Genomic DNA, 19,240 nt, shown 5'->3' on the forward strand with positions numbered 1-19,240 from the left:
TTTGGCGTAACCCGCCCCTACAGGTTAATTATCATGTTAATTGTGGTGTTGGGCGGGTTTATTCAGGTTATTTGTTGGAATTAAAAATTGTGGCGCCCCCCGCCCCTACAGGTTAATTATCATGTTAATTGTGGGGTTGGGCGGGTTTATTGAGATCATCTCTGGGAAACCCAAATTGTGGCGGAACCCGCCCCTACGGTTTGATTGTATATTTGTTAGGGGCGATCGCATTTTTTGAATATTGTTGGTATTTTATGTTATAATTTCTAGGAATTACATCTTTATTCTAACTTTCTATGGTAACGGTTCAATCTGGTGCAAAACCCCTTTTAGGGTTGTCTGTAGACGAATTAACCGCTTGGGTTCAACAACAAGGACAACCTGCCTATCGCGGTAAACAACTTTATCAATGGATTTATCAAAAGGGAAGTAAATCTCTATCAGAAATTACAGTTTTTCCAAAACAATGGCGAGAAACTGTTACCGATTTTTCTATTGGTCGTTCTACTATTCATTATCGTGCGGTTGCGCCGGATAAAACGGTCAAATATCTGTTAAAGTTTGCGGATAATAATATTATTGAAACAGTCGGAATTCCTACCGAAAAACGCCTAACGGTATGTGTTTCGTCTCAAGTCGGTTGTCCGATGGCTTGTGATTTTTGTGCGACGGGGAAAGGGGGATTTGTTCGCAATTTAGAAACCCACGAAATCATTGATCAAGTATTAACAGTTCAAGAAGATTTTGGGCGACGAGTCAGCCATATTGTGTTTATGGGAATGGGAGAACCCCTTCTCAATACGAAAAATGTCGTCAAAGGGATCAAATCTCTTAATCAAGATGTTGGTATCGGACAGCGAATGATCACGGTTTCAACGGTGGGAATTCCCCAACAAATTCGTCAATTTTCTGATTATCAACTGCAAGTGACTCTGGCGGTGAGTTTACACGCTTCTAACCAAATGTTACGAAAAAAACTGATTCCCAGTGCCGAACATTATCCCCTAGAAAAACTTTTAGCAGATTGTCGGGAATATGTCAATCAAACCAGCAGACGAGTCAGTTTTGAATATGTTCTTTTAGCGGGTTTCAATGATAAAACAGAAAACGCAGTTGAACTTGCTACCCATTTACGCGGCTTTCAAAGTCATGTGAACTTAATTCCTTATAACCCGATTTCTGAAGTTGATTATCAACGTCCGACGCCACTGCAAATCAATAACTTTATGAAAGCGTTGAAAGATCGACATATTGCGGTGAGTGTTCGTTATTCTCGGGGTTTAGAAGCCGATGCGGCTTGCGGACAGTTACGCGCTTCTCTGGCTAATTCTTCTCAAAATTAGCTCACAGTCTGACGAATTTGTAAAGGTGTTTTTCCCAAACGTTGCTTGAATAGGTTGGTCATGTGACTTTGGGAAGAAAAACCACAGTTTACCGCAATTTCAGCGAGAGATTGTTGAGTTTTTATTAACAATTTTTCAGCCATTTCTAGGCGTTTCTTGATAATATATTGATAGGGCGTTAAACCCATACTCTGTTTAAAACAACGTAAAAAATGATATTCACTCAAGCCAACAAGCTGGGCTAAAGTGGTAATGGTAATCGCTTCGCTGTAGTAGATTTCAATATAATCGATGACCTGTTGTAAACTATGCCTTGAAAGCCCACTTTTAACGCGAGGAATGGAGTGTTTTTCGTGAGAATGACACTCTATTAAGCGCAATACAAACGTCATACAAAGGCTTTCTTTATATAAACTTGAAGAAATATCGGCATTTTCACTAACTTTTGCTAACGTGAGTAAAAGCTGTTCAAGTAAGGGATCTTGTTGTTTCAAGACAGAGTTTAACTCAAAGCGTTTTCCCTCTAAAAAACGTTCAGCATAGTGGTTGAATAATTGATGATCAATCGATGCAATTAACCCATGACAATTTTTCCACGCCGCCCAATGAGACGCCCCCGTTGGAAAGATAAAAAACTCACCAGGAGAATAACATAAATCCTGTGTGCGATCGCTATTATGACGAAGGGCGAGGCGATAGGGATGCTTGATGGTTAAGCCGATCATGTGGCGAGTTAATATTGTTTGTCCCGGATCTTCACTACTATTATTGTCACACCGATAAAGTTGAATCATCTGGGCGGGTGTTTCATAAGCCACAGATTTAGGATTGGTGATAATTGCCATCGAAGTTTAGCAAAAATATAAAATATTTCGCAAAAATCAGCAAGACAAAGCTTTTAGATCTGTTGAATACTCAGGTTAATTTTACAAAATTGCTGATGAATACTCAATTGAATCTTTTTTCCCCGGTTCAACTGGGCGCTTATACCCTGCCTAACCGTATCATTATGGCACCGATGACCCGTCTAAGGGCGGATGACACCGTTCCAACGGCACTGATGGGAACTTACTATGCTCAACGGGCTGATGCTGGATTAATTGTAACTGAATGTACGATGGTTTCGCCGTTGAGTAAGGGTTACATGAATTGTCCGGGAATTTATTCGTCGGAACAAGTGGAGGGCTGGAAACAGGTGACGGAAGCGGTTCACGATGCAGGAGGGCGGATTTTTCTGCAATTGTGGCATAGTGGACGGGTGGCGCATTCGTCGTTGTTGGATGGGGAAACGCCTATCGCCCCGAGTGCGATCGCAGGCGAAGGACAGCTACATACACCTGTTGGGAAGGTGGCGTTAGAAACGCCTCGCGCTTTAGAAATTGATGAAATTTCAGAGATTATTGAACAGTTTCATCAAGGGGCAAAAAATGCAAGGTCAGCAGGTTTTGATGGGGTTGAATTGCATGGGGCGTTTGGTTATTTAATTGATCAATTTTTGCAAGATGGTTCTAACCAACGTAACGACAAATATGGCGGTTTGGTAGAAAATCGCGCCCGGTTTTTATTGGAGGTGGTTGAGGCAGTAACGCAGGTTTGGGGCGGCGATCGCGTCGGGATTAAGTTGTCTCCGAGTAATACGTTTTATGGGATGAAAGATTCTGATCCGAAAGCGACGTTTAGTTATGTGATTGAGATGTTGAATCCTTTTAATTTAGCGTATTTGCATTTGATGGAACCGAATGAACAGGATTTAGCAACTCGTGAGGTTTTGCATCCGGTTTTGCCGATTTTTCGTTCAATTTACTCGGGAACAATTGTCACGAATGGCGGTTATACTCAAGAAAGCGGTAATGCAGTGTTAGCTGAAAATATGNTGATGGAACCGAATGAACAGGATTTAGCAACTCGTGAGGTTTTGCATCCGGTTTTGCCGATTTTTCGTTCAATTTACTCGGGAACAATTGTCACGAATGGCGGTTATACTCAAGAAAGCGGTAATGCAGTGTTAGCTGAAAATATGGCGGAAGCGGTATCCTTTGGTCAGTTATTTTTAGCGAATCCTGATTTAGTGAAACGCTTTCAAGTGAATGCTGTTTTAAATGAAGCAAACCCTCGGACTTTTTATGGTCAAGGTGCGAAGGATGCTGAAAACGGTTATACAGATTATCCGTTTCTCGCCGACTTAAAAGTTTAGATGAATTTGGAGGAGGGTGAACTCCTCCAAGTTTTTTCAAAGGTTATTGAATACCAAAAACAACAGATTTGACGGACTGTAAATTTCCTGCATACAAACCGGGTGCTTGGGCTTCGATGACGTTTCCGGTTTTCGGACAAGTTACCATTAAATAGTCACATACCCCACATTCGGTTTTAGTGTGTTCCGGGTGGTGCCAACGTTCGGCTAATGCGCCACAATTCGGACAGTGAACTGCTTGTTTTGTTACCGTTTGAATGGATTTTTGTTTTGTAGTCATTTGAAACACCGCTTGTGTGATTGAGTAAAGGTTTTAAAGTGAGGTTCAATTTATTTCCGAATTTAGGCTGTAGGAATGTAATCTGATGGAACTCCCGATCTCAACCGAAAATTATAGAGTCACAGAAAAGAAGGATAAATTTTTTTCTATCCTCCTAGTTTGTCATCTAGGACATTCTCCCCAAATCCTTCTTTCGGCATATTTCATTGATCCCCTTTGATAAATTATGTAGATTTTACTGATTTAATAGAGGATCTTATCACAGTTTTCTCTAAAAACCAGAAAATATTTTCGTGAAGATAGTTTAAGGTTCCTCCAGGTAAATCATTAAAAAAAGTTAAACAAATCCAACAAAAGGCGGCATTAAGATTAATTTAATACTATTAATGGTTTTGGGCTTCTACAGAGGCGACGAGATCGTTGAGTTCTTGCTGCATTTGAGTTTGAACCTGTTGATAACAAGCATTGACATATTTGTTATCTTGAGCGGCTTCTCGGCCATAGCGTTCAAAGACTATCGGCGCACATACTCGGGTATGAATCTGAACAGGTAGAGGAAAATTCGGCAATGGCCCGATGCTTATTCCCCAGGGAAGACCCAGATAAATGGGAAAAACTTCGGGGTCAATATCCATCAACCAAGGCATTCCCAAGTCATGCAATTGTTTGACCTGTTTGTAAAAATCTGCTAAAACAATTAAAGTATCGTGAGCGCCCCAAGAAATCAGGGGAATAATCGGAACTTCTTCTCGTAAAGCCAGTTTGAGAAAGCCTTTACGTCCCGCAAAATAAATTTTATCCCGTAAGGAATGAGGACGAAAAACGTCTTCTGCACCCCCTGGATAAACAACGACTGGGGCGTTACGTTTAAAAGCTGCGATCGCCATTTTCGGATGGGCTATAATTGCACCACATTGCATCGCTTGACTGGCAACAGACGGTGCCGCTTTCCACATATTTGGGTGCATCAAGCCATACAGCAAGCGATCAGTCCCAAAACGCCGAAACCAGTCATACAAACACATATGCATATCGGGTGAGGCTAAACCGCCATTGTGTGAACCGACAACCAGAAATTTCCCCTCAGATGGGACATGGTGCCAACCGTCTGTTTGAACTCGAAAATAATAGCGATAAAACCATTCCCACAATGGCATTAAAGCGTTAATATAGTCGGGGTTGCGTTCGTCTAAAGACCAACCATCGTAGCGAGAACGAGAAACAGGGGGACGAAAATCGGCGGAATCTGACACTGTAGATTAAGAATTGTAAACATTACCACTGCCTAAGATAATCTAGTTTTGCTAAAAGTGCCAATAGATGGAGATCAATTAATGATGAGTTCTGAATATTCACACCGTCTCATGGCAAACTTAAATCTAGAGGATGAAGTCATCGCTCATATTTTGACAAATGCTAAAGTCATTGCGGTTGTGGGTCATTCTGATAAACCCTCACGAACCAGTTATCAAATTGCCCAATTTTTACGAAGGGTTGGTTATCGGGTTTATGCAGTTAATCCAACTGTCAAAGAAATTGAGGGTGAATGTTGTTATGCGAGTTTAGAANTCATTGCGGTTGTGGGTCATTCTGATAAACCCTCACGAACCAGTTATCAAATTGCCCAATTTTTACGAAGGGTTGGTTATCGGGTTTATGCAGTTAATCCAACTGTCAAAGAAATTGAGGGTGAATGTTGTTATGCGAGTTTAGAAGAGATACCTGAAAGGATTGATATTGTTAATGTGTTTCGTCGGGCAGAATTTTTATCTGAAATTGTCTCAGAAGCGATCGCAATTCAGGCGAAAACGGTTTGGGGACAGTTGGGTGTTATTGATGCAAAAGCCGCCCAAACGGCGATTGATGCTGGCTTAACTGTTGTGATGGATCGCTGTATTAAAATTGAGTATGCACGCCTGAATGTACAGCATTTTAATGGCTCTCAAGCCGATTGAGGTTCTGAGTGTAAGTAATAGGTGTCTCGTCCGCGTTGTTTGGCTTGAGATAAGGCTCTAATGGCTACAGTCATTAAGGCTTCCGCCGGACAAGATTCTGAACTCGGAACCACACTAGAAACTCCTAAACTTAAAGTAACGAATTGACTGACATTGGATTGATTGTGAGGAATTTTGAGTTGTTGAATAGATGAACAAATGGCTTCAGCAACCTGTGAAGCTTCTAAGGAATTGGTATGGGGAAGAACCACTGCAAATTCTTCACCGCCATAACGAGCAACCAGATCCGCAGGTGTACGAGTAATTTGCAAAAGAGTTTGAGCGATCAGTTGCAAACAGTCATTTCCGGCTTCATAACCGTAGGTATCATTATAATGTTTAAAGTAGTCAACATCGCATAAAATAAAGGATAATGGCGCTTGTTCACGTCCGAGTTTTCCCCATTGTTGACCCAAATATTCTTCAAAGCGCCGACGGTTGGCAATTTGGGTTAAATCATCAATGGTTGNCAAAAGAGTTTGAGCGATCAGTTGCAAACAGTCATTTCCGGCTTCATAACCGTAGGTATCATTATAATGTTTAAAGTAGTCAACATCGCATAAAATAAAGGATAATGGCGCTTGTTCACGTCCGAGTTTTCCCCATTGTTGACCCAAATATTCTTCAAAGCGCCGACGGTTGGCAATTTGGGTTAAATCATCAATGGTTGTAATTCGTTTTAATTCTTGAGTGGCGCGTTGGACGACGGCTTTGGCTTGTTTGCGATCGGTGATATCATTGGGAATTGCGAGGAGATAATCTTGTCCGTCATATTCAAAGATTTCGGCTGATAATAATACGGTTCTAATGGTTCCTAATTTAGTCCGATAATTAAATTCTTGATTGCGAATGGTTCCTTCTGATTGTAATTGTTGAACGACTCGTTGTCGATCATCTGAGTTCACCCAAAAATCTAATTCATCTGCGGTTTTTCCAATCAATTCATCAAAANTGCGAGGAGATAATCTTGTCCGTCATATTCAAAGATTTCGGCTGATAATAATACGGTTCTAATGGTTCCTAATTTAGTCCGATAATTAAATTCTTGATTGCGAATGGTTCCTTCTGATTGTAATTGTTGAACGACTCGTTGTCGATCATCTGAGTTCACCCAAAAATCTAATTCATCTGCGGTTTTTCCAATCAATTCATCAAAACTATAGCCGGTTAAGCGACAAAAGCTTTCATTGACTTCAATATAGCGTCCTTCTGCGAGGGTGCTAATCGTCAAAGGATGGGGACTACAGCGAAAGGCTTTAGAAAACTTTTCTTCAGATAATCTAAAGGCGGATTCTGCTAGTTTTCGATAGCGAATTTCTTCTTGTAAAAGCTGATTTTTTTCTTCTAACAAGTGATTTTGTCGTTCGAGTTGTTTGGTTAAACTGCGTAATTTGAGGTGAACATTCACTCGGGCGATCGCTTCTTCATGTTGTAGGGGTTTTGTAATGTAGTCAACGGCGCCCAAAGTAAACCCTTTGAGTTTATCAACGGGATCTGTTAAAGCCGTCATAAAAATCACGGGAATGTCTTTAGTTGCCTCTAAGGCTTTGAGACGACGACAGGTTTCAAACCCATCAACTCCCGGCATCATTACATCTAATAGTATCAAATCTGGTATGATTTTTTCCAGTTTACTGAGGCAACTTTCGCCATCTTTAGCGATTAAAACTTTGAAGCCAAAGTCTTTCAAAAAATCCGATAATACTTTGATATTCGTCGGATTGTCGTCAACAATTAATATAAGTTCTTGCTGTCTATTTTCTATCATAATTTTAGCCTTTTTAATGAGTTGAGTTTAATAGAATTAAATTGATAATAGCTTCTTCATCAAACTCCTGCGCCATTTCTAACATTTTTAGCGCAAAATTAGCATAACTTTCATCTAACCCCTTAATTCGTTCTGCTTCTTGTTCAATCGTTTCAAAATCCCCAATTTCTAATGCTTCTTTAACCGTGATCAATTCCGAGATAGGCGGCACTACCATGTCGGCACTGTTGTGATATTTTGCTGCATAACTCACGCCATTTTGAACTTCAGTTTCTTCATAAATCCAAGAGATTTTCAGCAAGACTTGTAAGGTTTCTAGCAAATCTTCAAGCTGCAAGGGTTTCGGTAAAAACGCATCACAACCTGACTCTTGACTTCTTTGGCGATCCAAGATAAAAACACTGGCAGAAGTCGCAATAATATTTGTTTTTTTAAAGTGAGGTATTTGGCGAAGTTGTCGAGTCATTTCAAAGCCATCCATATGGGGCATGACTAAATCAGTAATAATCAGATCCGGTTGATGGAGAAGGGCTTTTTCGATCCCTTCCTCACCGTGAGTCGCTTCTAGCAGTTGAAAACCTAAAGGTTCTAACATATTAATCAGAATCGAACGATTATCCCAACGATCATCAACGACTAAAATTTTATATTTTTTCCCTTTGTACCCTCTAATAATTGCAGGCATCATTAAACTCGCATCTACCCATTGTGAAGCTTCATGTAAATCTAAATCAACCCAAAATTTACTGCCTTTGTTTACAACACTTTCCACATTTAACGTACTTCCCATCATTGCCACAATTTTCTGGGTAATCGCTAATCCTAATCCCGTTCCTTCAGCTTTGCGAAAGCGATCGCCAACTTGTTCAAACGGAATAAAAATCTTATCAATTTGTTCGGGAGGAATGCCAATTCCTGTATCTTCCACTAAAAATCTAATTTTGTGAGTTGCACATTGAGGCGGCGTAAAACATTGATCCGGTTGTTCAATTTCACAAACCGTTGCCGCCCCATTTTCAATCAGTTTAACGCTAAATTTAACACTGCCTGCATCGGTAAATTTAATCGCATTACTAATCAAATTAATCAAAACTTGACGCAATCGTTTTTCATCGGTATGAAGATTTTGCGGCAAATGTTGACTGGTTTGATAGCTAAAGGAAATATTTTTTTGTTCAGCCCGAACTCGGCAAATTTCCGAGACGCCACAGAGAAAGGTTAAAAAGTCAAAATCCGTCGGATGAAGTTCTAGTTTTTGCGCTTCAATTTTAGACAAATCGAGGATATCATTAATTAACGTCAACAGATGAGAACCACATTGTTTAATCACTCCTAATCCTTTTTGTTGCTGGGGGGTAATCGTTTTATCCCGTTGCAAAATTTGAGCATATCCCAAAATTCCATTTAATGGTGTTCTTAATTCATGGCTCATATTCGCTAGAAATTCACTTTTAGCACGACTTGCAGTATCCGCCGCCGCTTTAGCGCGTTTCAGTTCTTCTTCGGCGCGTTTGCGTTCGGTAATATCACGAACAAAAGCGGTATAAATCCGTTTTTTCCCCAGTTGTAATTTAGAAATAGAAGCTTCAATGGGAAATTCTTCTCCATTTCGACGTCGGCCAAATACGGTATTTCGTTCGCTCATTTTACGAGCCGATAATGAGGTTTGGGTAAAATTTTTAATATGCTGATGATGACCTTCAATAAACCGTATAGGCAGTAAAATATCGAGGGGTTGACCGAGAACTTCGGCTTGAGAATAGCCAAAAATCTTTTCTGCTCCTTGGTTAAATAGAGTGATATGTTGAGTTTCATCAATGGAAATAATCGCTTCGTCTGCATTGTCTAAAATGCCAGCAAAGCGGGCTTCTGAGTCTCGTAAAGCCAGTTCAGCTTCATATTTAGCTTGAGCGATCGCAATTAACGCCCCGACTCGTCGCACTAAGTTAATCTCTTCTTGACTCCAAACTCGTGGTGATCGTACATTATCAAGACCAATAAACCCGACATCTTGATTAACTTCTAGCCCAGTTAATTGCATCGGAACAATTAATAAAGATTGGGTTGTTAGGCGTTTCAGTTCGGCTTTTTCTGCCTCGGCCACATCGGGTAAATGAGCAATACTGGAAACTTGAAAAGGCTTACCTTTAAGAATCGTTTGCACAAACCAAGGAAAAACTTCAATCGGAACTCCTTGATAATCTTGAATGAAAGACGGAACATCCTGACCGCACCATTCGTGAGTTTGAGTTAATTTGGTATGATTATCGGTGTAACGAAAAACATAAACGCGATCGCAGTCCATAAATTCGCCTGTGGCTTGCAAGGCTAGATGAATTCCTGCATCAGTATCTTGGTTGAGAAACTGTTCGGAAATGCGACTGAGTAAATTGTCTTTTTGGGCGCGATATTCCAGGGCTTCTTCGGCGCGTTTGCGATCGCTAATATCGGCGTGAGAACCTGCAAACCGAACCGCTTCTCCATTCTCATCAAACAGGGCTTGTCCACGAGATAAAATCCATTTATATTCACCATTTTTGCAGCGCATTCTAAACTCAAACGTAAAGTAAGTCGTTTTGCGCTTCGTATGCTCTTCAATGGCTGCTAAAATTAGGGGAAAATCATCAGGATGCACACGCCCTGACCATTCATCGAGGGTATTTCCGATCTCGTGATCTTCATAACCTAACATTTCTTTCCAACGACTCGAATAAAAGGTTTCACTGGTTTTCAAATTCCAGTCCCAGATGCCATCATTGCTTCCTCGTAGGGCCAGTTGCCAACGTTCTTCACTTTTTCTCAGTTGTTCTTCTTCACGTTTTAGTAGGCGATTTTTTTCTTCGAGTTCCCAAGTTCGTTCGGCTACTTTTTGTTCGAGACTGGCATTGAGTTGTTCTAATTCTTGATTAATTTTATGGAGAGCGGTGTTTTGGGCGGAGAGTTGTTTGTCCCGTTGATAACTTCGTAAAGCGGCGGTTACGGTTAAACACAGATCGGTTTCATTCCAAGGTTTGGGAATATAACGATAGAGACTGGCGCTATTAACTGCANCTTGATTAATTTTATGGAGAGCGGTGTTTTGGGCGGAGAGTTGTTTGTCCCGTTGATAACTTCGTAAAGCGGCGGTTACGGTTAAACACAGATCGGTTTCATTCCAAGGTTTGGGAATATAACGATAGAGACTGGCGCTATTAACTGCATTGCCAATAGCTACGGTGCTGGCTTGTCCAGTCAGGAGAATTTTTAGGGTTTTGCTCGAGCGCTCGTGAACTTGTTTGAGGAGTTCATCTCCAGTCATTTTGGGCATGATCAGATCAGAGATGATTAAGGGAATTTCCATCTGTTCGCTTTGTAACTCTTCTAGAATTTCTAGGGCTTCTTCTCCACTTTCTGCCAGTTCAATATTATATTTTTCTCCCAAATAGGGTAAGAGCTGATCCCGTAGACTAATCAGCACAACTCGTTCGTCATCTACACAAATAATAGCGGGTTTGCCCATAGATTCTCCCTCTATATTTTTGGTTTCCCAACCTCTTCGTCTTGAAAATTAATNATTATATTTTTCTCCCAAATAGGGTAAGAGCTGATCCCGTAGACTAATCAGCACAACTCGTTCGTCATCTACACAAATAATAGCGGGTTTGCCCATAGATTCTCCCTCTATATTTTTGGTTTCCCAACCTCTTCGTCTTGAAAATTAATGATTTTCAAGGAGATTCCCAACTTTGATTCTGGTTTTAGAGGTCAATTCTTTTGAATAATCAATTAAAGTTTATATTAGACTGAGTTTTAGGTTAACGTTTAAGTCCCTCTGAAAAGACTAAAGCCGTAAGAATTTTTACTGACTCTGAAATTTATTCTATAGCACTACGCATCATGGTTAGGACATTAGTAAAAGCTGAAAACCTTTTTTAGTCTAACTTTTGCCTTTTGCCTCTTGCCTCTTGCCTAGCGCGTAGCGCTATAACCCAAACAGACCCTCTCGAATGATTGAGTCAACGGATGTCCGATGCGATTAACCCTGTCGATCCAGTGGGTTTAAAGATTGACTATTTTCCCACCCTAATCATCAGGATAAGCTGAAATTTCAACCCGATCTGTTCAAATTGAACTGATTTTACTCGAAGATGTAATGGCCTGATGAATGGGCAACCAGACTGTAAAGGTTGTTCGTCCTGGTTGACTTTCCACCTCTATCTGTCCATGATGTTGCTGAATAATCTGACGGGCAATATCTAACCCCAAGCCTGTCCCAACTCCGGCGACCTTAGTCGTAAAGAAGGGTTCAAAGATTTTGTCTTGGATCTCAGCAGGAATACCACAACCGGAGTCTGTCACTTGAACTCGGATCAAACCCTGATGGCCAGTCGCGGTGATGTCTAATTTTCCCTGACGTCCCATTGCCTGAATCGCATTATGAATCAGATTAGCCCAGACTTGATTGAGTTGTTCAGGATAACATACAATCTCAGGTAGATCTTGATAGCTGGTACTCACTTGAATCCCCTGTTTTAACTGATGTTGGTAAAGAATTAAAACGCTATCAATTTCTTCAGCAATTTGAGCGCTAATCATGCGATCGCAAGGATCAGGATGAACGTAACGTTTGAGAGCGGAAACAATCGTTGAAGCTTTATCGACAGCCAGCTTAATATTTTCACTATTTCTCTGTTGCAGCGTCAAATGATAAGCCGTGTCTAAAATTTCGCTATGATTCTGATTTTGTAAGAGGCGTAAAATCCCAGGCGTTGCTTCTTTTATCCCCATTTCGACTAACATGGTGGCGATTGTTTCTGCTTGTTCAATTCCTTGGCGGGTTAACTGTTCTTCCAGGCTGCGTTTGAACTGACGTTCTTCTCGGAAAGACAGAGGAATATGACTCGGGCGACTGGCGGCTAATAATGCCATCAAATCTTCTTGTTGAGTTCCAGACCGTTTTCCCAGTAAAGAAGGCAGTTGTTTTAAGGTGCGATCAAAGGCATGAGAAAGGTTCTGAACCGAAGCATAAATTGCTGCCAAAGGCGTATTAACTTCGTGAGCAATTCCCGCAATTAGTTGTCCGAGAGCGACCATTTTTTCGGATTGTACCAGTTTTTTTTGAGTCTTTTTTAACTCCCTCAAGGTTTCCGAAAGGGCTTGAGTTTTTTCGGCTACTTTTTGATTGAGATTGCTGTATCGACAAGCATTTTTTAAGGCGCTCGCCATCCCTGGAGAGAGGCGATTAAACAGTTCTCGATATTCGGGAGTAAAAGCGTAGGATGTGAAATAATTTTCTAAGTATAAAATAGCAATCAGTTCACCGTGAAGTCGCAGGGGAAGACAAAGGAGAGACAGAGGTTTAACGGGACTATTAGGAATGAGATCCACTTCATTCTCAACATCGTTCAACAGTAGAGAAGTTTGAGTGTGAAGGACGCGATTAACAATCAGCCTCATCAACGGACTTTCAACGGTTTCTAAGGGCAGAGATTGTAAGATGTCTACCGTCTCAGACTCGAGACTTCCAGAGGCTTCGATTACCCATTGACCGGATTTTTCGAGAATCAGCCATGCTTGACTAGCGACAGGGGTTTCTAGAATCACCTCGATTAATTGAATCAGGAGATTGTTAAGTTCGAGTTCTTGGGAGAGGGCGCCCGAGGTGGCGAGTACCCAATTTAGATCCAAGCGGGTAGAACTTTTCGGGGCGGAAGTTCCACGCAGTCGGAAAGGTTCACGGGTCTGTCTATCGGGGAGCGGACAAGACAGTCTGAAGGTTGCACCGGATGATTCAAAATTATTGTGATCGCTATTCAGTCGCCTCATGTGTTCTCTCAATCCCTCTGAAAAATCAACCACAGTCGCAAACTGATCTGTTTTCCGTGACAGCACTATAGTGCCGAAAGTTGTCTTTATTTTAGCGATGTCTTCTGATGGGTCAAGTTGATGGAGCGTTTCCCTAACTATCTTTGAGAAGGATACATTTGGGGTCGTTATCGCTATATGATGAACATCTGCTATTTTCCGACGATCAGATTTTGAATCCGTATAATTCCTTGCAACCCAGGGCTTGAGTGAATTTGATGTTGTCGAAAGTCGGCCGAGTCATCAGCAGTTAACAACGAATGACTGTGATCCCTAATTTGATCTTGCCGTTTGGTCATTCAACTGCTACGCTAGCTGACTAAGACTGTGGTGTGAATTTTATTTTTTTAATTTTGGGCATCCTGATTTTAGATGGGATTGACAGAAGCAGATCGACGGCGATCACTCGAGGCAATCGGAATTTTTTTGAAAAAAACACAATTTACAACAAAAACACCAGATACTATGCTTTTTAATCAAAATCAATCCAATAAAAACTGTTTTGCTGCCGTTCCCCAATTGTCTCGTTCATTTTTAAAAACGGTGGTATTGGGAACTCAGGTGATCGGTGCCTCATTGTTCTTTCTTGGGGTTAACCTCCCGGCGGCTGACAGTCGCACTCCATCTCATTCTGCTGCTTATACCATGTCTTCCCCTTCAGCTTCCGAAAACCTCCCGCCAGCTTCAGTCTCAGAAATGGCACGTCAGGTAACGGTGAGAATTTTTGCCAATCGTAGTGTTGGGTCGGGTGTGATTATTAACCGTTCAGGACAAGGATACACCCTGATTACAAATGCTCATGTGGTCGGAAATCACTCCGGTAATTTTATGATTTTGACCGCAGATGGACAAATGCACGGGGGACGCCTGATTTCCTCATCCAACCATCTCGATTTAGCGGTGTTGCAGTTTAATAGCAGTCGCTCCTATCAAGTGGCAACGATGGGAGATAGCAATCGGGTTGCTGTCGGAGAAAAGGTGATGGCGGCGGGATTTCCCAATTGGTTGAATACAACGCCAGGACAGATGCAAGACACTCGGGACTGGGGAAATCGGCCGTTTCAACTCACTGAAGGTCAAGTGGGAATGGTACCGAACCGAACCTTAGTTGAAGGCTATCAACTGGGTTATACCAACGACATCCGTAGTGGAATGAGTGGTGGCCCTGTGTTTAACCAACGGGGTGAACTGATTGCGATTAACGGTCGTTCTAAGTTTGCCCTCTCAGCCGATAAGGTTTATCGCTATACTGATGGTTCCGCTCCTTCTCCTGAACAAGTTCAACAAATGAAAGCTCTCAGTTGGGCGATTCCCATTTCTAATATGCCGTTACGCGGAATGTCTTAGTCGCTGCTTGCCTCAGACTGTCTGATCTCCAGATTACTGGTTTTGAATTTTGGAGACGGAGATCGCTGAACCTGTAGTGGGGTCTGTCACTTCGTAGCGATAGATGGTGACTCCTCCCTGTCTGATGCGATTGATTTCTTCTGTATGATCTTCGCTATGGTATCGAGCGGAAGGTGTTCTAGGCGTTTCGCTGATCACGCCTAACAAACCAATCGTGACTAAAGCAACAGCCGCAGAAATTTTCACGGGGTTATTCAGGTTTTGATTGTTGAGTTTGATTGATTTGCCAAACATGATCAGTTCCTCTGTAGATGGGGTTGAGATAATTGAATAGTGAACTGCACTGGGGAGATGAATTTTTTCGGGTTGAGGAAAGCGTTATTGTCCAACTGGGTTGGAAACTTTCATCTCAGAAGACTTGCACTCTGTCAGGGAGGGAAGATTTTGCTCAAGTCTCAATGTCAGTTGGGTCTTTTGAGATTTGACATGAACCTGAAGGCTGAGAGTTGTAATGATGGCGATCGCCATAATACAGGCTTCTGTGATTGTCAGATTTGAGCTTTCGATGCTTCCCTGAATTGATGCTTTCTTGACCGAGTTCATAGAGACTAGAGATTAGAAGTAACGTTTGAGTTTGTTATTCTCCCAGTCAACTTCTACTTCCCATCTCTGCTGGTTCTTGTCCATCTGTGAGTTAATGTTTTCACTCACTTGATTGAGATTGTTGCGCGAGAGTCCAGGCTGAGACTGAACTTCCAATTGATCTAAACTGACACTCAACACATTATTGTTGAGATCTTGATCAAGAACTTGATTGTTAGTCTCGTGAACTTCTTGCACTCTAGAATAAGAAGTTGTTGTCACTGCGGAGATTTCTTCTTGAGCGAAGGAGGGATAGGCAAAGCTAGCCGTTAGAAGCAGTGCGGTGGTGAATTGGATTGCTTTCATAGTAAGCCCTCGTGAAGTTCTGATATGTTGACGATTCTTCAATCAAGGCGATCAAGTTCGTTGAGCGTTGTTTAGCGTTGGAGAATACGGGAGTTGTTAAAACCAATCTATTTTGTTGCTTTTGTAACAACTCCCGAGGGTTCCATCTGGTAAGCTCAATTAGTTGTAAAGCGGCTCACCACTCGCAGTTGCATCTCCGTAGTCTTGCAAGTGTTCAACGAACACATCGCCTTGTTCCCGATTTCCAGGAGATAAGGTGAACACTACATTTTCAAAATTAGCGTCACCCGGTTCTGCTGAAGCAAAGATTACTGTTTCATAGTTGACGACTCCGGCTTGATACATTTCTTCTAAAGTCGTTACGCCTAAAGATTCAGCCAAGTTCGTTAAACGAGTGCTAATGGCTTGGGCGCGACGTTCCGGAGTGTATGATCCTTGAGGATCGCTAGAAGAAAGAGTCACTTGCCAAATGACTAAAGGTTCAGATGCAACCTGGACGACTTCCCGTTTCAGTAAAGAATTTCCACCGAGAAGACCAGGATAACGAGTGTCGTAGGTTTCCCGTACAATCATGGGAACCGTACCATATTGATTCTTTTCTGGGTCAATTTCAACTGTTTGAAAGACAACCCGTTCTTTAGTAAATGTATCCGGTTGAGCTTTGGCTTGGGAAATACCAACGACTAAACCAGCAGTTACGATAGCGGTGGTGATGAATGCTTTGATGGCGCTTTTCATAAGTTTGACCTCCAGGTGCTTAAAGAGAGGTTGTTTTGTTCGGTATGTTCTTAACATTAAACCAATCCTATAACCCTGTCAGTAAGAACAAAGTAATGTGTTCCAGACGTTTTATTGGTCTGGGTGTTACTTGAAAGTTAGGCAAAAGTGATCGAAAAGTAAGTGAGATTTTTGGGTGTTGTATTTCTTCTTACAATCTCCGGGTTACTTTGACTTTCGTCTTCCGTTTCATGTAAGTAATTGTACTCCATCCTTTATTCTTTTGATCAAAAAACAATTATATTTTTTTTAGATTTACTCAGAGAAAATATTGAAGTTCTCAGTCTGATTGCTCCTCAAAAATTTTCTCTGTGCAGAGTAACGATGATCACTGCTATACAGCCTCGCTCAAGAAATCATCTTCCAGCAAAAATTCGACTTTTTATAGATTTTCAGGAGAGAATTTTCAGTCAATTGAAAAAAAGAAGATAGAATATTTTATCATTATTTTTATTTATTTAATTAGAGGAAAAATAAATTAATTCATCACAAACCTTTCTCTATTTATTATAGAAGTTCCTGAAAAGGAATAAAACAATTACAGGAATTTCTGTTACTAAAGTTACAAAATAGAAAAAAGTTTGATAGCCTTGGGCAGAGGGNTATTTTTATTTAGTTAATTAGAGGAAAAATAAATTAATTCATCACAAACCTTTCTCTATTTATTATAGAAGTTCCTGAAAAGGAATAAAACAATTACAGGAATTTCTGTTACTAAAGTTACAAAATAGAAAAAAGTTTGATAGCCTTGGGCAGAGGGTGATGAGGGTGTGCGATCGCCAGACAGGGACAGTCGCCCCAAAATCACCACTTTCGGCAGAGGATCATCCGTTAGACAGAGGCAGTAACGGGTAAGCTCATGGTATAAAAACTTCAGGAAAGAAAACGAGCCAATCATCGCTCTAGCAGTTGATAGCGTTACTGTTCAGGATTACACTGATGGGGAGTGGGCTGAGGTTGACGCTGAACTCCCGTTTTTGTTGGGTCATAACCCACTAATATAACGTCTCCTTTCTCATCTCTTATCCATCCCCTCGCCGGNGTTTTTGTTGGGTCATAACCCACTAATATAACGTCTCCTTTCTCATCTCTTATCCATCCCCTCGCCGGAACAATAGTTCTAGAATCAATTGGATGATTATCTCGTTTTTTTGATTGTTGTTGACGACGTTGGGAGGAACGATTAACTGAAGGAGTCACAGGTTCAATCAGAGACAATTCTAACTCTGGAACTGCAAATAAATCTTGAATGGGGTTGAATGCAATACCGCCTCGTCCTGTGATAATAAATTGACTGTCTCCTCTTTGTTTGCAGGGGTCTTGAGCGATTAATGCAGCCGGATCAACGACTTGGACTTGAGTTGATTCTGGCGGGTCAAAATTNCTGTCTCCTCTTTGTTTGCAGGGGTCTTGAGCGATTAATGCAGCCGGATCAACGACTTGGACTTGAGTTGATTCTGGCGGGTCAAAATTCAGAGTATCATCAATAGAAAGTTCTCCAGCAGCATTAATAATACTATTTTGAGATTGTAAAATAGCCAGTTCTGAATTACCTAAAGGACGAATATTAATATTGCTGCCTCCCGTCGGTTCAAAAGCGCTGGTAACAATTTGACTGTTTTCTAACAACACTAAAAAGTTTGAATTAATATCAATATTTCCATCAAACGTTTGACCGCTTTGACTTCCTGCGGCAGAAATTGCGCTTTGACGCCGCACGCTAATATCNTCAAACGTTTGACCGCTTTGACTTCCTGCGGCAGAAATTGCGCTTTGACGCCGCACGCTAATATCGGGTGAATTGATAGTAATATTTCCACCTTCACCTGTTACTGAATCTGCGAATAGAGCTGCTTGTTCCAAACGAACTTGGGAAGCACTCACGTCTATATTTCCGGGATTACCTACACCGTCACCGTTTACTATAATACTAGATTGATTTCTAATCGTTAATTGTTCAGCATCAATTGTTACCGTTCCTCCATTACCCACCCCGGTTTCAGAAACGTTTGCAAGGATAAAAGACCTATCTGCTAATTGAATATTTTCAGCCTGTACATTGACCGAACCCGCATCTCCAATTCCTGAAGTTGATGTAGACAAAAAAGCTTGATTGCTCAAGGTTAAACGTCCAGTTTCAATAATGATATTTCCACCATTACCTATAGCTCCTTCTTGTCCAACAGTAGCGTTAATTGATGTTCTTTCCCCGTCAAGAAAAACTGATTCTGAGGCTTTAATGAAGATTGTTCCTCCTCTGCGATTCGGGGGAATTTCAACAGTAGTAATTTCCGATTCATTTGGCAGACGAATTCCAGAAAAAATTACAGAGCCGTTTTGCACTCTTAGTTGTTCCGTTTCAATAGTAATATCTCCTCCATTACCCGCACCTGCCGTTCCACTAGAAATAAACACCTGATCATCAAATAACACCTCTTGAGCTTGTATACTAATTGAACCTGAAGAACCCGTTCCCGAACTATCTGTGCGAATTAATGCTCCATCAATTCCGATTAGTCTTTGTGTCGTAATTGAAATATCTCCAGTGTTTCCTCCGTTACCCGCTTGAGCAATCAAGCTTTTTTGTCTACATCAACTTCAGGAATTGGAGATGCGGGTTCGGTCAATGTACAGGCTGAAAATATTCAATTAGCAGATAGGGCTTTTATCCTTGCAAACGTTTCTGAAACCGGGGTGGGTAATGGAGGAACGGTAACAATTGATGCTGAACAATTAACGATTAGA

At 41.3% G+C, this 19,240-nt stretch carries 16 protein-coding genes and 3 pseudogenes; 5 read left to right on the forward strand and 14 right to left on the reverse strand.

Translation table 11 applies throughout. The features are described from left to right. The first annotated feature begins 296 nt into the window (after window positions 1-296). On the forward strand, window positions 297-1,343 hold the full coding sequence (rlmN, locus tag WN50_RS20935) for a dual-specificity RNA methyltransferase RlmN (RefSeq protein ID WP_046280275.1): 1,047 nt from the start codon (window positions 297-299) through the stop codon (window positions 1,341-1,343). On the opposite strand, the gene WN50_RS20940 is transcribed toward rlmN, so the two are convergent. Continuing rightward, a complete protein-coding gene (locus tag WN50_RS20940; protein WP_049560580.1) occupies window positions 1,340-2,188 on the reverse strand; it encodes an AraC family transcriptional regulator in 849 nt (282 codons plus the stop codon). The genes rlmN and WN50_RS20940 overlap by 4 nt on opposite strands. Window positions 2,189-2,283: 95 nt before the next feature. Here WN50_RS20940 and WN50_RS20945 point away from each other — a divergent pair. After that, the coding region (locus WN50_RS20945; protein WP_152964885.1) for an alkene reductase at window positions 2,284-3,216 on the forward strand (933 nt) is incomplete at its 3' end. A 364-nt stretch (window positions 3,217-3,580) separates the two neighbouring features. Here WN50_RS20945 and WN50_RS20950 read toward each other — a convergent pair. Both WN50_RS20950 and WN50_RS20955 read right to left on the reverse strand, forming a co-directional pair. Beyond that, complete coding sequence (locus WN50_RS20950; RefSeq protein WP_046280277.1) at window positions 3,581-3,817, reverse strand: hypothetical protein; 237 nt, start codon at window positions 3,815-3,817, stop codon at window positions 3,581-3,583. A gap of 383 nt (window positions 3,818-4,200) precedes the next feature. Continuing rightward, window positions 4,201-5,070 (reverse strand): lysophospholipid acyltransferase family protein, encoded by an 870-nt coding sequence (locus tag WN50_RS20955; protein WP_046280278.1) that lies wholly within the window; start codon window positions 5,068-5,070, stop codon window positions 4,201-4,203. An 81-nt stretch (window positions 5,071-5,151) separates the two neighbouring features. On the opposite strand from WN50_RS20955, the gene WN50_RS36445 reads away from it, so the two are divergent. After that, on the forward strand, window positions 5,152-5,385 hold a 234-nt coding region (locus WN50_RS36445; RefSeq protein ID WP_235441055.1), incomplete at its 3' end, for a CoA-binding protein. A gap of 12 nt (window positions 5,386-5,397) precedes the next feature. Then, window positions 5,398-5,772, forward strand: coding sequence for a CoA-binding protein (locus WN50_RS36450; protein ID WP_235441056.1), 375 nt, complete (start codon window positions 5,398-5,400; stop codon window positions 5,770-5,772). Here the strand turns inward: WN50_RS36450 and WN50_RS37745 are convergent. From WN50_RS37745 to WN50_RS20985, 6 genes and pseudogenes are all read right to left on the reverse strand, one after another. Further along, window positions 5,760-6,227, reverse strand: coding sequence for a diguanylate cyclase (locus WN50_RS37745; RefSeq protein WP_425354829.1), 468 nt, complete (start codon window positions 6,225-6,227; stop codon window positions 5,760-5,762). The two genes, WN50_RS36450 and WN50_RS37745, sit on opposite strands and share 13 nt — an antisense overlap. 54 nt (window positions 6,228-6,281) lie before the next feature. After that, a pseudogene (locus tag WN50_RS37750) lies at window positions 6,282-6,752 on the reverse strand (diguanylate cyclase domain-containing protein); the annotation flags it as partial. A gap of 11 nt (window positions 6,753-6,763) precedes the next feature. Continuing rightward, window positions 6,764-7,579: pseudogene (locus WN50_RS20970) on the reverse strand (response regulator); the annotation flags it as partial. Between the two features lie 13 nt (window positions 7,580-7,592). Then, complete coding sequence (locus WN50_RS37190) at window positions 7,593-10,598, reverse strand: PAS domain S-box protein (RefSeq protein WP_425354830.1); 3,006 nt, start codon at window positions 10,596-10,598, stop codon at window positions 7,593-7,595. Window positions 10,599-10,630: 32 nt separating this feature from the next. Beyond that, window positions 10,631-11,078, reverse strand: a pseudogene (locus WN50_RS36460) (response regulator); the annotation flags it as partial. 602 nt (window positions 11,079-11,680) lie between these two features. After that, on the reverse strand, window positions 11,681-13,384 hold the full coding sequence (locus WN50_RS20985; RefSeq protein WP_049560585.1) for a GAF domain-containing sensor histidine kinase: 1,704 nt from the start codon (window positions 13,382-13,384) through the stop codon (window positions 11,681-11,683). A 504-nt stretch (window positions 13,385-13,888) separates the two neighbouring features. On the opposite strand from WN50_RS20985, the gene WN50_RS20990 reads away from it, so the two are divergent. After that, a complete protein-coding gene (locus tag WN50_RS20990) occupies window positions 13,889-14,770 on the forward strand; it encodes a S1 family peptidase (protein ID WP_200906329.1) in 882 nt (293 codons plus the stop codon). A 33-nt stretch (window positions 14,771-14,803) separates the two neighbouring features. On the opposite strand, the gene WN50_RS20995 is transcribed toward WN50_RS20990, so the two are convergent. The 5 genes from WN50_RS20995 to WN50_RS34220 all read right to left on the reverse strand — a co-directional run bounded on the left by WN50_RS20995 (window position 14,804) and on the right by WN50_RS34220 (window position 17,393). Then, window positions 14,804-15,064, reverse strand: a complete 261-nt coding sequence (locus tag WN50_RS20995; protein WP_046280280.1) for a hypothetical protein — start codon at window positions 15,062-15,064, stop codon at window positions 14,804-14,806. Window positions 15,065-15,148: 84 nt separating this feature from the next. Then, window positions 15,149-15,373 carry a hypothetical protein gene (locus WN50_RS21000; protein ID WP_046280281.1) on the reverse strand — a complete coding sequence of 75 codons (225 nt, stop codon included), beginning with the start codon at window positions 15,371-15,373 and terminating at the stop codon, window positions 15,149-15,151. A 12-nt stretch (window positions 15,374-15,385) separates the two neighbouring features. Next, window positions 15,386-15,718: a hypothetical protein gene (locus tag WN50_RS21005; RefSeq protein WP_046280282.1), complete on the reverse strand. Its 333-nt coding sequence runs from the start codon at window positions 15,716-15,718 to the stop codon at window positions 15,386-15,388. 159 nt (window positions 15,719-15,877) lie between these two features. Continuing rightward, the gene (locus WN50_RS21010; protein ID WP_049560588.1) at window positions 15,878-16,456 is read right to left on the reverse strand and encodes a COP23 domain-containing protein; all 579 of its coding nucleotides are present in this window, start codon (window positions 16,454-16,456) and stop codon (window positions 15,878-15,880) included. A gap of 697 nt (window positions 16,457-17,153) precedes the next feature. Continuing rightward, the gene (locus tag WN50_RS34220) at window positions 17,154-17,393 is read right to left on the reverse strand and encodes a hypothetical protein (RefSeq protein WP_152964884.1); all 240 of its coding nucleotides are present in this window, start codon (window positions 17,391-17,393) and stop codon (window positions 17,154-17,156) included. Window positions 17,394-19,240: the final 1,847 nt, after the last annotated feature.

This window comes from Limnoraphis robusta CS-951, assembly GCF_000972705.2.